11 protein-coding genes are annotated in these 12,239 nt (G+C 70.6%); 7 read left to right on the top strand and 4 right to left on the bottom strand.

The genetic code is table 11. From position 1 onward, the window contains the following. Nucleotides 1-115 precede the first annotated feature (115 nt). Genes OHT61_RS12970 through OHT61_RS12960 form a run of 3 tightly spaced genes read left to right on the top strand, consistent with a single transcriptional unit; the run spans nucleotide 116 to nucleotide 3,004 of the window. Nucleotides 116-1,255 carry a 5-(carboxyamino)imidazole ribonucleotide synthase gene (locus OHT61_RS12970; RefSeq protein ID WP_329037978.1) on the top strand — a complete coding sequence of 380 codons (1,140 nt, stop codon included), beginning with the start codon at nucleotides 116-118 and terminating at the stop codon, nucleotides 1,253-1,255. Beyond that, the gene (gene purE / locus OHT61_RS12965) at nucleotides 1,252-1,788 is read left to right on the top strand and encodes a 5-(carboxyamino)imidazole ribonucleotide mutase (protein WP_329037976.1); all 537 of its coding nucleotides are present in this window, start codon (nucleotides 1,252-1,254) and stop codon (nucleotides 1,786-1,788) included. The genes OHT61_RS12970 and purE overlap by 4 nt, the downstream gene beginning before the upstream one ends. A gap of 7 nt (nucleotides 1,789-1,795) precedes the next feature. Beyond that, nucleotides 1,796-3,004, top strand: coding sequence for a dipeptidase (locus tag OHT61_RS12960; RefSeq protein ID WP_329037974.1), 1,209 nt, complete (start codon nucleotides 1,796-1,798; stop codon nucleotides 3,002-3,004). A 60-nt stretch (nucleotides 3,005-3,064) separates the two neighbouring features. Here OHT61_RS12960 and OHT61_RS12955 read toward each other — a convergent pair whose 3' ends face one another. Further along, on the bottom strand, nucleotides 3,065-4,408 hold the full coding sequence (locus tag OHT61_RS12955) for a UDP-glucose dehydrogenase family protein (RefSeq protein WP_329037972.1): 1,344 nt from the start codon (nucleotides 4,406-4,408) through the stop codon (nucleotides 3,065-3,067). A gap of 187 nt (nucleotides 4,409-4,595) precedes the next feature. On the opposite strand from OHT61_RS12955, the gene OHT61_RS12950 reads away from it, so the two are divergent. Continuing rightward, entirely contained in the window at nucleotides 4,596-5,753 is a 1,158-nt protein-coding gene (locus OHT61_RS12950) for an acyl-CoA dehydrogenase (RefSeq protein WP_327122336.1), read from the top strand. Between the two features lie 167 nt (nucleotides 5,754-5,920). On the opposite strand, the gene OHT61_RS12945 is transcribed toward OHT61_RS12950, so the two are convergent. Beyond that, on the bottom strand, nucleotides 5,921-6,937 hold the full coding sequence (locus OHT61_RS12945) for a helix-turn-helix domain-containing protein (RefSeq protein WP_329037970.1): 1,017 nt from the start codon (nucleotides 6,935-6,937) through the stop codon (nucleotides 5,921-5,923). Between the two features lie 387 nt (nucleotides 6,938-7,324). On the opposite strand from OHT61_RS12945, the gene OHT61_RS12940 reads away from it, so the two are divergent. Continuing rightward, nucleotides 7,325-8,203: a helix-turn-helix domain-containing protein gene (locus OHT61_RS12940; protein ID WP_329037968.1), complete on the top strand. Its 879-nt coding sequence runs from the start codon at nucleotides 7,325-7,327 to the stop codon at nucleotides 8,201-8,203. Beyond that, the gene (locus OHT61_RS12935; protein WP_329037966.1) at nucleotides 8,200-8,409 is read left to right on the top strand and encodes a DUF397 domain-containing protein; all 210 of its coding nucleotides are present in this window, start codon (nucleotides 8,200-8,202) and stop codon (nucleotides 8,407-8,409) included. Before OHT61_RS12940 ends, OHT61_RS12935 begins: the two co-directional genes overlap by 4 nt. A gap of 81 nt (nucleotides 8,410-8,490) precedes the next feature. Here OHT61_RS12935 and OHT61_RS12930 read toward each other — a convergent pair whose 3' ends face one another. Beyond that, nucleotides 8,491-9,771, bottom strand: coding sequence for an LCP family protein (locus OHT61_RS12930; protein ID WP_329037964.1), 1,281 nt, complete (start codon nucleotides 9,769-9,771; stop codon nucleotides 8,491-8,493). Between the two features lie 119 nt (nucleotides 9,772-9,890). On the opposite strand from OHT61_RS12930, the gene OHT61_RS12925 reads away from it, so the two are divergent. After that, nucleotides 9,891-10,439 (top strand): acyl-CoA thioesterase, encoded by a 549-nt coding sequence (locus tag OHT61_RS12925; protein WP_329037963.1) that lies wholly within the window; start codon nucleotides 9,891-9,893, stop codon nucleotides 10,437-10,439. Nucleotides 10,440-10,571: 132 nt separating this feature from the next. Here the strand turns inward: OHT61_RS12925 and OHT61_RS12920 are convergent, their stop codons facing one another. Next, on the bottom strand, nucleotides 10,572-12,071 hold the full coding sequence (locus OHT61_RS12920; protein WP_443049420.1) for an LCP family protein: 1,500 nt from the start codon (nucleotides 12,069-12,071) through the stop codon (nucleotides 10,572-10,574). Nucleotides 12,072-12,239: the final 168 nt, after the last annotated feature.

Below are 12,239 nucleotides of genomic sequence, written 5' to 3'. Positions count from 1 at the left end.
AGCCCGTGGGCCCGCCCGCCCGAGGGGGCTCCCGCCCGGCGGGCGGCACACGCTGCGGGCAGGGGGTCCCCGGTCAGGGTGAGGGGACCTCCCGCACGCCCGATACCCTGGAGTCGTGACGTTCCCTGTAGTCGGCATGGTCGGCGGCGGTCAGCTCGCCCGTATGACCCACGAGGCGGGCATCCCCCTCGGCCTCAAGTTCAAGCTTCTCAGCGACACCCCTCAGGACTCTGCGGCCCAGGTGGTGAGCGAGGTCGTCGTCGGCGACTATCGCGACCTGGAGACGCTGCGCGCCTTCGCGCGCGGCTGCGACGTGATCACCTTCGATCACGAGCAGGTGCCCACCGAGCACCTGCGGGCCCTGGAGGCGGACGGCATCCCCGTACGCCCCGGCCCCGACGCCCTGGTGCACGCCCAGGACAAGGGGGTGATGCGCGCGAAGCTCATGGAGATCGGCGCGCCCTGCCCCCGCCACCGCATCGTCGAGGACGCGGCCGACGCCGCCGCCTTCGCCGAGGAGGTGGGCGGCTTCCCGGTCATCCTGAAGACGGTCCGCGGCGGTTACGACGGCAAGGGCGTGTGGGTGGTGCGCTCCGAGGCGGACGCCGCCGAGCCGTTCCGGGCCGGGGTCGCCGTCCTCGCCGAGGAGAAGGTCGACTTCGTCAGGGAGCTGGCGGCCAACATCGTCCGCTCCCCGCACGGCCAGGCCGTCGCCTACCCGGTCGTCGAGTCCGTCCAGGTCGACGGGGTCTGCGACACCGTCATCGCCCCGGCGCCGGATCTGGACGAGCACCTCGCGGGCGAGGCCCAGCAGCTCGCGCTGCGCATCGCCGCCGAGCTCGGCGTGGTGGGCCACCTCGCGGTCGAGCTCTTCGAGACGCGTGACGGACGCATCCTCGTGAACGAGCTGGCGATGCGCCCGCACAACTCCGGCCACTGGACCCAGGACGGCGCGGTCACCTCGCAGTTCGCCAACCACGTGCGGGCCGTCCTCGACCTCCCGCTCGGCGACCCGCGCCCGCGCGCCCCCTGGACGGTCATGTGCAACGTCCTCGGCGGCGACTACCCGGACATGTACCAGGCGTACCTGCACTGCATGGCCCGCGACCCGCAGCTCAAGATCCACATGTACGGCAAGGACGTGAAGCCGGGCCGCAAGGTCGGCCACGTCAACACCTACGGCGACGATCTGGCGGACGTGCGGGAGCGCGCCCGGCACGCGGCCGACTACCTGCGAGGAACGATCACCGAATGAGCGCCACCGCCTCCGGACCCGTCGTCGGGATCGTCATGGGCTCGGACTCCGACTGGCCCGTGATGGAAGCCGCCGCCAAGGCCCTCGACGAGTTCCAGATCCCCTACGAGGTCGACGTCGTCTCGGCCCACCGCATGCCGCACGAGATGATCGCGTACGGCGAGGAGGCGGCGGACCGCGGTCTCAAGGCGATCATCGCGGGGGCGGGCGGGGCGGCCCACCTCCCCGGCATGCTCGCCTCGGTGACCCCGCTGCCCGTGATCGGCGTGCCGGTCCCGCTCAAGTACCTCGACGGCATGGACAGCCTGCTGTCCATCGTCCAGATGCCGGCGGGCGTCCCCGTCGCCACGGTGTCCGTCGGCGGCGCCCGCAACGCCGGTCTGCTCGCCGCCCGCATCCTGGCCGCCCACGACGGCGAACTGCTCGCGCGGATGAAGGAGTTCCAGCAGGAGCTCAAGGAGCAGGCGACCGAGAAGGGCAAGCGGCTGCGCGCCAAGACCCAGGGCGCGGACTCCTTCGGTTTCGGGAAGTAGGCGCGCCATGAGCCTTCCCGGCACCCTCGAACGCGCCCGCCTGCTGCTCGCCGACCACCCCGTGGTCGACGGTCACAACGACCTGCCGTGGGCCCTGCGTGAACAGGTCGGCTACGACCTGGACGCCCGTGACATCGCCTCCGACCAGACCGGCAGCCTGCACACCGACATCCCGCGCCTGCGGGCCGGCGGCGTCGGGGCCCAGTTCTGGTCCGTCTACGTCGCGCCGAGTCTGGCCGGCGACGACGCGGTCAGTGCCACGCTGGAGCAGATCGACGTCGTCACGGAGATGCTCGCGCGCTACCCGGCCGACCTGCGGCGCGCCCTGACGGCCGACGACATGGAGAAGGCCCGTGCCGAGGGCCGCATCGCCTCCCTGATGGGTGCCGAGGGCGGCCACTCCATCAACAACTCGCTGGGCACCCTGCGCGCCCTGCACACGCTCGGCGTCCGCTACATGACGCTGACGCACAACGACAACACCGACTGGGCGGACTCGGCGACGGACTCCCCGCGCGTCGGCGGCCTGTCTGAGTTCGGCCGCGAGGTCGTGCGGGAGATGAACCGCATCGGCATGCTGGTCGACCTCTCGCACGTCGCGGCCACCACGATGCGGGACGCCCTCGCCACGTCCGTGGCGCCGGTGATCTTCTCGCACTCCTCCGCCCGGGCGGTCTGCGACCACCCGAGGAACATCCCGGACGACGTCCTGCGGATGCTCGCGGCCAACGGTGGTGTGGCCATGGCGACCTTCGTGCCGAAGTTCGTCCTGCCCGCTGCCGTGGAGTGGACCCTGGCCGCCGACCGCAACATGCGGGAGCACGGTCTGCACCACCTGGACACCACTCCGGCGGCCATGCGGATCCACGCGGACTTCGAGGCGGTCAACCCGCGCCCGATGGCCACCGTCGCCACGATCGCCGACCACCTCGACCACATGCGCGAGGTCGCCGGGATCGATCACGTCGGCATCGGCGGTGACTACGACGGAACGGCCTTCCTGCCGCTGGAGCTGGAGGACGTGTCGGGCTACCCGCACCTGATCGCCGAGCTGCTCACGCGCGGCTGGTCGGACCAGGACGTGGCCAAGCTGACCTGGCGGAACGCGGTCAGGGTGCTGCGTGACGCGGAATCGGTCGCGGCCGACCTCGGCGCCCGCGTCGGCCCGTCGCACGCGACGATCGACGCGCTCGACGGCCAGGGTCACTCGTACTGACCGCACGGCGTCGAGGAAAGCGAGGAGGGGGCGGCCGCTGCGGCCGCCCCCTCCCGCGTGTCAGGCCTTCGGGCGTCCCATCGCCCGGTAGGTCCATCCGGCGTCACGCCACACCGCCGGGTCCAGCGCGTTGCGGCCGTCCAGGATGATCCGCCGCCCGGCGGCCTCGCCCAGCGCCGCCGCGTCCAGCTCCCGGAACTCGCGCCACTCGGTCAGGTGCAGCACCACGTCCGCACCGCGCACCGCGTCCAGCGCCGTGTCGGCGTAGCCCAGCGTCGGGAAGAGGCGGCGGGCGTTGTCCATGCCCTTGGGGTCGAAGACGGTGACCTGGCCGCCCTGCAGGTGGATCTGCCCGGCGACGTTCAGGGCCGGGGAGTCGCGTACGTCGTCGGAGTCCGGCTTGAACGTGGCGCCCAGCACGGCGACCCGCGTCCCGAGGAACGACCCGCCGCCCACGGCCTCGCGGGCCAGCTCGACCATGTGGCCGCGGCGGCGCATGTTGATGGAGTCGACCTCCCGCAGGAAGGTCAGCGCCTGGTCCGCGCCCAGCTCACCGGCGCGGGCCATGAAGGCGCGGATGTCCTTGGGCAGACAGCCCCCGCCGAAGCCGATGCCGGCCCGCAGGAACTTCTTCCCGATCCGCTCGTCGTGGCCGATGGCCTCGGCGAGCTTCACCACGTCGCCGTCGGCGGCCTCGCAGACCTCCGCCATGGCGTTGATGAACGAGATCTTGGTCGCCAGGAAGGAGTTGGCCGAGGTCTTCACCAGTTCGGCCGTCGGGAAGTCCGTCACCACGAAGGGGGAGCCCTCGGCGACGGGGACCGCGTACACCTCGCGCAGCAGCTTCTCGGCCCGCTCGCTCTCCACACCCACGACGATCCGGTCCGGGTGCAGCGTGTCCTTGACGGCGAAGCCCTCGCGGAGGAACTCGGGGTTCCAGGCCAGCTCGGCGTCGGTGCCCACCGGGGCCAGTTCGGCCAGCCGCTCCGCCAGCCGGGCGGCGGAGCCCACCGGCACGGTGGACTTGCCGACGACCAGGGCGGGGCGGGTCAGCTGCGGGGCGAGCGATTCGAAGGCGCTGTCCACATAGCTCATGTCGCAGGCGTACTCGCCGTGCTTCTGCGGAGTGTTCACGCAGACGAAGTGGACGTCGCCGAAGGCGCCGATCTCCTCCCAGGAGGTGGTGAACCTCAGCCGCCCGGTCGAGCCCTCGATACCCGCGACGTGCTTCTGCAGGATCTCCTCGAGCCCCGGCTCGTACATCGGCACCCTGCCCGCCGAGAGCATCTCGATCTTCTCGGGGACGACGTCGAGCCCGAGCACTTCGAAGCCCAGCTCCGCCATGGCCGCGGCATGGGTGGCGCCGAGGTAGCCGGTGCCGATCACGGTGATCCTGAGGGCCATGGGTGCTCCTGAACGATGCGGACAGACGTGCGGACCGAGCATATCCGGGGCCCGTGGAGGGCCTGATCCCGCAGGGCCCCGGGGGCTGTCGGCAAGCTCACGTGTCCCGCCCGTATGCCTCCGCCGGGCGCGGCCACTAAAATCGGGGTTACTTAACGGTAGTTAGCATCCTTGGGGAGTGAACGTCTTGGCGGGTTCGACCGACTTCGACCTGTACCGTCCGGCCGAGGAGCACGACATGCTCCGCGAGACGATCCGTTCGCTGGCCGAGGCGAAGATCGGCCCGTTCGCCGCCGAGGTGGACGAGGAGGGGCGCTTCCCCCGCGAGGCGCTGGACGCCCTGGTCGCGTCCGACCTGCACGCGGTCCACGTCCCCGAGGAGTACGGCGGCGCGGGCGCCGACGCGCTCGCCACGGTCATCGTGATCGAGGAGGTCGCCCGCGTCTGCGCGTCCTCGTCCCTGATCCCTGCCGTGAACAAGCTGGGCTCGCTCCCGGTCATCCTCTCCGGCTCCGAGGCGCTCAAGAAGAAGTACCTCGGCCCGCTGGCCAAGGGCGACGCGATGTTCTCGTACGCCCTGTCCGAGCCGGACGCGGGCTCCGACGCGGCCGGCATGAAGACCAAGGCGGTGCGTGACGGCGACTTCTGGATCCTCAACGGTGTGAAGCGCTGGATCACCAACGCGGGCGAGTCCGAGTACTACACGGTGATGGCCGTCACCGACCCGACGAAGCGCTCCAAGGGCATCTCGGCGTTCGTCGTCGAGAAGTCCGACGAGGGCGTCTCCTTCGGCGCTCCGGAGAAGAAGCTCGGCATCAAGGGCTCCCCGACGCGCGAGGTGTATCTCGACAACGTCCGCATCCCCGCCGACCGCATGATCGGCGAGGAGGGCACCGGCTTCGCCACCGCGATGAAGACCCTGGACCACACCCGCATCACGATCGCGGCCCAGGCGCTCGGGATCGCGCAGGGCGCCCTCGACTACGCCAAGGGCTACGTCCAGGAGCGCAAGCAGTTCGGCAAGCCGATCGCCGACTTCCAGGGCATCCAGTTCATGCTCGCCGACATGGCCATGAAGCTGGAGGCCGCCCGCCAGCTCACCTACGCGGCGGCCGCGAAGTCCGAGCGCCTCGACGGCGACCTGACCTTCTTCGGCGCCGCAGCCAAGTGCTTCGCCTCCGACGTCGCGATGGAGGTCACCACGGACGCCGTCCAGCTGCTCGGCGGCTACGGCTACACCCGTGACTACCCGGTCGAGCGCATGATGCGCGACGCCAAGATCACGCAGATCTACGAGGGCACCAACCAGGTCCAGCGCATCGTCATGGCGCGCAACCTGCCGTAACCCGCGCGCCGGCCCGTGCGCGGAGAATCCTGAGGCCCCCGGCGGTATGCCGGGGGCCTCAGGGCGTAGGGGAGGGGGTGTTCTGCTTCGCCTCGGAGTCACTCTGCGTTGTTGTCGGCTCGCGGGCTGATGAGCTGGTGCAGCCCACGCGGGCTTCCGTGCCGGTGTCAGCTCGCCCGGGCCCGGTGCGCATGAGCGGCTTCGGCGTCGGTGCGGCAGTCGCGGCAGTGGCCCGGGTGGCGTGACCGGAAGGCGCGGTCGCAGTGGTCGCAGTTCTGGAGCGGGATGACGATCGCGCCGGGGCGGGCTGGTGGCGCGAGATCCTTGGCTCCGGGGAGCGGCGGCGGCAGGAGCGTGGTGATGCGGTGCCGAAGGAACTTCGCCGGGTGCTTCACGGGAACCGGCAGGTCGGCCGTGAGGGCGTGCCGGACGGAGTCGGGGTGGGCGTCGCGTTCGAGCCAGGCGGCGACGCCCGGGGTGAGGGTGCGGATGTCGGCCTCGGTCAGCCCGAGTTGAGGAGCGTGGCGGCGCAGGTCGGCGAGGACCGCTGCGGCTGTTCGCTGGAGTTCCGGGGTGAGCGTGCTCGGCTGCGGAAGCGGTGCGGGTGGTGTCGTGCGCGCAGTGGGCGGCGGTACGCGGGCCGGGGTGGGCTGCTGTACGGGAACGGGTACGGGTGCGGGCGGCTGCGGTGACACCCGCGGTGAGGGCGGCTGGTCCTGGGGCGGTGCGGCCGGGCTCTGTCGCGGAGGTGCGACCGGGTGTCGTCGGGTCCGGGGCCCTGGAACGGCTGCCACTGAGCCGGCGACCGCGTCCGCGCCTGGCTGGTTGCACGAGACCGTGCGGGTCACGATGCGGCCGTCGGCCAGGCGTACACGGCTGCGGTGGAGATAGCCGGTGGCCTCCAACTCCCGCAGGGCGGAGGCGATGCGGGTCTCGCTCTCCGGGAAGCGCTCGGCGAGGCGCTTGATGCCGATCTTCGCTCCGGCGGGCAGTGACTGGATGTGCAGGGCCAGCCCGATCGCGACGAGTGAGAGGCCGCGATGCTGGGCGAGGTGGTTGCCGACGACGGTGAAACCGGCGGAATGCCGGACGTTGAGGTGGACGACACCGGAGGACGGTGTGACGGCGTCCCCGGATGACGGGGGCGGGGCGCACGGGGGCGCGATAGCCTGCTGAGTAGCCATCGGGAAGCTTTCTCTTCCTCGGTGGTCAGGCCCTCGATCGGGATTCGTAGTCCCGGCCGGGGGCCGTCGCATGTCTGTGGTGGTCGGGGCGAGCATATGCCCGGCAACCCGTCTCAAATCCAGCCCAGTTGCCATATGTCACCCGCGCGAGTGACGTGAACGGCGCGTGGGTCGGGTTGGGTTGGGGAAGGTGATTTCCCCAGTTTCTTCAAAGCCTTATGCGTCGTGGAGCACCGCGTCCTGGAGCACCGGGTCGCGGTTCACCGGGTCGCAGGTCTCCACGACCCGGTGGCCGTGGTCACAGCGCTGTCCCGGCTGTCCAGGGTGACGGACCGGGGACGCACAGGGTTGAGCAGAAATGGCATGCACGTCGGAAGTGGGGCACGGATGAGCGTGGATGAGGCCGGTACACAGCGTGTGTGCGGTGGAGCGGACGAGCCCGGCTGGGACGTCGACCCCGACGACGAATCGGGGGCGGCCGTGGTCGCCGCCGTCGGCCGCCAGATCAAGGCCTGGCGCGAGGCGGCCGGGATGCGGGCCGGCGAGTTCGGGGCGGCGATCGGGTACGGCGAGGACCTGGTCTACAAGGTCGAGGGAGGTCGGCGCATCCCCCGGCCGGAGTTCCTGGACCGCGCGGACGAGGTGCTGGGGGCGGGCGGGAAGCTGGCCATGATGAAGCGGGAGGTGGCAGAGGTCCGGTACCCGAGGAAGGTGCGGGACCTGGCGAAACTGGAAGCCAAAGCAGTCGAACTGCTGTCGTACGGGAGCCACGCACTGCACGGTCTGTTGCAGACGAACGCCCATGCCCATGCCCTTCTGCGGACTCGGCGACCTGCCTACTCCGCCGATGAGCTGGAGCGCATGCTGGCGGCGCGGATGGCTCGGCAGCGCGTCCTCGACCAGCCAGCCGCTTTGGATCTCAGCTTCGTCCTGGAAGAAGCGACGCTCCGCCGTCCTACCGGGGGCACAATGGTCCAACGCCAACAGCTCGAACGCCTGTTGGAAGTAGGGGAGATGCGGAACGTCGAGATCCAGGTGATGCCGACGATCCGCTGGGATCACCCGGGCACGGGCGGAAGGATCCAGGTGCTCAAGTTCGGTGACGGCTCAGCAATGGGTCGTACCGACGACGAGTACGGAGGGCGGCCCATCTCCGACCCGAAACAACTTCGGGTGCTTGAGCTGCGGTACGGCATTATCAGGGCCCAGGCTCTCCCGCCGGGGGAGTCCCTGGCTCTCATCGATGAAGTGCTGGGAGAGACATGATTCGCAAGAAACCTGCTGAGGGCCCCGGTTCGCTCGTCTGGTTCAAGAGCAGCTACAGCGACACCAGCAACGGGAACGACTGCGTCGAGGTCGCCGTGGGGTCGGGCCGGGTGCACGTTCGCGACTCCAAGCACGTGCCCGGTCCGCAGGTCGGCTTCGGGCCGTCCGCGTGGGCGGACTTCGTGGCGCACACGGGCGGCGACTGACCGGCTCGCGCCGGGCCGGGAAACAGGAAGATCCGGACGGAGGACCGTCCGGATCTTCTGTGTACCGCTGTGTACCGCCGGTCAGTTGCCCTTGACCGTGACCTTCTCGTCGTTCTTCAGCTGCTCCACGAGCTGCTTGACCTTGGCCTTGTCCCAGACCAGGTTGCCGCCCACGCTGCCCGAGATCGGCATGTTCATCGACGTGCCCTCACCGCCGGTGACGCCCTTCATCGCGAAGAACATCTTGCCGAGCGACCAGAGCGACATGTCCTTGTCCACGACCAGCGTGTCCAGGCCGGCGCCCATCGTCGGGTACAGCTTGAACGGGTTGAGGATCGTGGACGGCGTCGCCGTCTGGGAGGCCAGGGCCGCGAGGAACTTCTGCTGGTTCTTCGTGCGGTCCAGGTCACTGCCCGCGAAGGCGTACCGGGTGCGGACGAAGGCGAGCGACTGCTCGCCGTTGAGCGTCTGCTTGCCGGCCTGGAAGTCGGCGCCGGAGTTCTTGTCCTTGAACGCCTTGGGGATGTCCAGCTCGACCCCGCCGATCGCGTCCACGATCTTGGCGAAGCCGCCGAAGCCGATCTCGACGTAGTGGTCGATGCGCAGCCCGGTGTTGAACTCGACCGTGCGGACCAGCAGCTCCGGGCCGTCCTCCGCGTACGCCGCGTTCAGCTTCACCTGGCGGCCGGTGCCCTTGAAGGTCTTGCCGGACTCCGATCCCACGAAGCTGGGGATCTCGACGTTCGAGTCGCGGGGCAGGGAGATCAGCGTCGGGCCGTTGGAGCCGTCGTGCAGGATCATCATCGAGTCGGTGCGCTTGCCCTCGGCCGAGCCCGTGTGCAGCTTCTTCTTGTCCTCGGCGGTCAGACCCTCGCGGCTGTCGGAGCCCACGATCAGGTAGTTCGTGCCGTCGCCCTCGGAGGGGCGGTCGATGACCTTGGAGAGGTCGACGTCGCGCTTGAGCTTGCCGTCGGCCCAGAAGTACGTGCCGACGGAGACGGCGAGGACCACGACGACGAGGGTCAGTACGCCGACCTTGATGCGGCGGCCCCAGTCCGGGGCGGCGCGGGGCTGGACGTAGCCGCCGTCGCCGCCGTAACCGCCACCTCCGTGGCCGCCTCCGTGGCCGCCTCCACCGTGACCGCCGCCGTAGACCTGGCCCGTGTTGTAGCCGCTGTCGTAACCGGGGCCGTCGTCGTACCCCTGTCCCTGCTGCGGCGGGATGCGGGGCGGGGACTGCGGGGGTGCGGGGCGCCGCCGGACGTGCGGCATGGCGCGGGCGCCCTCGGGCTGCGGGCTGCCACTGCCACGCCCGTAGCCGTCGCCGGGTCCGCCGTTACGTCCTTCGGGCCAATCGCTCATGCGGACAAGTGTGCCGCCTCGACCTGTGGCTCTTACAGGGTGTACGTGGGATCGGGTCACGGCTGTTGCCAAGCTGATGCAATGCAACCGGGTGCAAGCCCCCGCATAAGGTGGACGGCATGACAGATCAGCCCCAGCCATCCGAGGGTGCGGTTCCGGCCAAGCCGACCGCGGCCTCCCGGACCACTCTCAGCCACATCATGACCGGCAGCGACACCAATCTCCTGGGCACGGTGCACGGTGGCGTGATCATGAAACTGGTCGACGACGCGGCCGGCGCGGTCGCAGGCCGGCACTCCGGCGGCCCGGCGGTGACGGCGTCGATGGACGAGATGGTGTTCCTGGAGCCGGTCCGGGTGGGTGACCTCGTCCACGTCCGCGCGCAGGTGAACTGGACCGGGCGCTCCTCCATGGAGGTCGGCGTCCGCGTCATGGCCGAGCGGTGGAACGAGTCCACCCCCGCACAGCAGGTCGGCAGCGCGTACCTGGTGTTCGCCGCGGTCGACGAGGACGGCAAGCCGAGGCAGGTGCCCCCGGTGCTTCCGGAGACCGAGCGGGACAAGCGGCGCTACCAGGAGGCGCAGATCCGGCGTACGCACCGCCTCGCCAGGAGGCGCGCGATCAAGGAGCTGCGCGAGCAGCGCGCCGCCGAGGGCATCGACGACTGAGGGCGCCCGCGCTCCGCACCCCTTCCGCGGGGGCGGCCCCGTACGGACGCCGGAGGCCCGGCATCCCCAGGGGGTGCCGGGCCCTTCGCGTGCCGGGTTCCGGCCGCCCCGCCGGGCCGGGCCGTCGCAGCGTCACGGGCAGACCACCTGGTCGCCCGTGACCGTGCCGAACTCGCCCCGCTGGGGATCCTCGGCCTTGACCCGGTGCACCTTGGTGAAGTCCGTACCGGCGATGACCTTCATGGTCCCGCCCTGCCCGGTCACCGCCCTCAGCTCGCATCCGGGCAGGGCGGTGGCCAGGGACCTGGCCGACCGGTCCCACCGCGGGTCGTAGCTGACGATGGTCCGCGCCAGATCGCTGGTGCTGCCGCCCAGCGGTGCCCGGGTCGTGTTGAAGCCGGTGCCGCGCAGGGCCGTGTCGACGTCCTGGCCGAGGCCGTCCTTGCGCGTGCCGTTGTAGACCTGCACCCGGATCTGCTCCGGGGCCACGTCGACGACCGTCGCCCCGGGCTGCTTCGGCAGCGCGGGCGCGAGCGGCCGGTCCTCACGCAGGGCCCGGAACAGCTTCCTCGACTTCTGCGCGTCCCACCGCACGGTGGAGCCGATGCCCTTGACCTGGAACCCCTTCTCCTGGAGGGGCACCGAGGCGAACTCGGACGAGGCAGGGGTGAAGCCGCGCATGGCCTTGCCCAGCTGAAGCATCTGCTCCGTCCCGAAGCCCTTGTCGGCGCGCACCGATGCGAGCATCGACGAGGCGACCTGCTGGAACTTCACCGGGTTCATCAGCACCCCGCTGCTGGTCGTCTGCTTGATCAGCGCCGCCATGAACTTCTGCTGGCGCTGCATCCGGCCCAGGTCGGCGGCTCCGTCCAGGTGCCGGGAGCGCACGTACTGCAGGGCCCTGCCACCGTCCAGCCGGTGGGTGCCGGCCGTCAGGTCCAGCCCGGTGTACGCGTCCTTGAGCGGCTTGGCCGTGCAGATCTCCACACCGCCCAGGGTGTCGACGGTCTTCATGAAGCTGGTGAAGTCGACCTCCAGGTAGTGGTCGATCTTGACCCCGGTCATGTCCTCGACGGTTCGCACGGTGAGCTGCGGCCCGCCCTCGGCGTAGGCCGCGTTGAGTTTCACCGGGTGCGCCGAGTGCTGCTTGCCGGTGGTCCCGTCGGTGTGCGCAGGGAGCTCGGCGTAGCTGTCACGCGGGAGGCTGACGACGCTGGCACGCTGCTTGTCGGCGGACAGGTGGACGAGCATGAGGGTGTCGGTGCAGTGGCAGGGGGCGCCGCCCAGCCTGTACTTCTTCTTCTCCGCCTTGCTGATCCTGTCGCGGCCGTCGGTGCCGACGAGCAGCAGATTCAGCCCGTGTCCGCCCTGCGGCCGGTTCTTCATGTCCTTGAAGGGGTCGACACGGTCGATCCCCGTCTCCAGACCGCTCACCACGGCATGGCCGATCCCGCCGGCGCCGAGCACCAGCACGGACAGCCCGGTGACGACCCGCATGCCCCACCGGGGCGCGGTCTTCCGCCCGCCGCGCTTGCGCCCGCGGCCGCCGGCCCGGGGCTGCCGGGCGGGGCGGCGCTGCGGTGGAGCGGTGCGGGGGTGCGGTGGACGGGGCGATCGGTGCGGCGTGGGCACGGGGGACACCTCCGCGGTGCGAGTGGGACTTTCGCACGGTAGGCCCATACGATCTGCAGACCGGTAGCAGACCCGGCGGCGCGCGCCGCAGTCCCCCGTTCGCGGTAACGTGGCGGCCGAATCACGCCGGCTCCTGGGGTGCGAAACCTCCGGAAGCCCTGGCACCCC

The sequence above is a fragment of the Streptomyces sp. NBC_00178 genome, from assembly GCF_036206005.1.
Taxonomy (GTDB): Bacteria; Actinomycetota; Actinomycetes; order Streptomycetales; family Streptomycetaceae; genus Streptomyces.
This window is presented reverse-complemented; position numbering and strand designations above follow the sequence as displayed.

Coding starts and splice junctions, on each gene's coding strand:
- OHT61_RS12930 (WP_329037964.1), bottom strand. CDS start 9,771: ATGAGCGATTGGCCCGAAGGACGTAACGGCGGACCCGGCGACGGCTAC.
- OHT61_RS12945 (WP_329037970.1), bottom strand. CDS start 6,937: ATGGCTACTCAGCAGGCTATCGCGCCCCCGTGCGCCCCGCCCCCGTCA.
- OHT61_RS12940 (WP_329037968.1), top strand. CDS start 7,325: ATGAGCGTGGATGAGGCCGGTACACAGCGTGTGTGCGGTGGAGCGGAC.
- OHT61_RS12935 (WP_329037966.1), top strand. CDS start 8,200: ATGATTCGCAAGAAACCTGCTGAGGGCCCCGGTTCGCTCGTCTGGTTC.
- OHT61_RS12955 (WP_329037972.1), bottom strand. CDS start 4,408: ATGGCCCTCAGGATCACCGTGATCGGCACCGGCTACCTCGGCGCCACC.
- purE (WP_329037976.1), top strand. CDS start 1,252: ATGAGCGCCACCGCCTCCGGACCCGTCGTCGGGATCGTCATGGGCTCG.
- OHT61_RS12960 (WP_329037974.1), top strand. CDS start 1,796: ATGAGCCTTCCCGGCACCCTCGAACGCGCCCGCCTGCTGCTCGCCGAC.
- OHT61_RS12925 (WP_329037963.1), top strand. CDS start 9,891: ATGACAGATCAGCCCCAGCCATCCGAGGGTGCGGTTCCGGCCAAGCCG.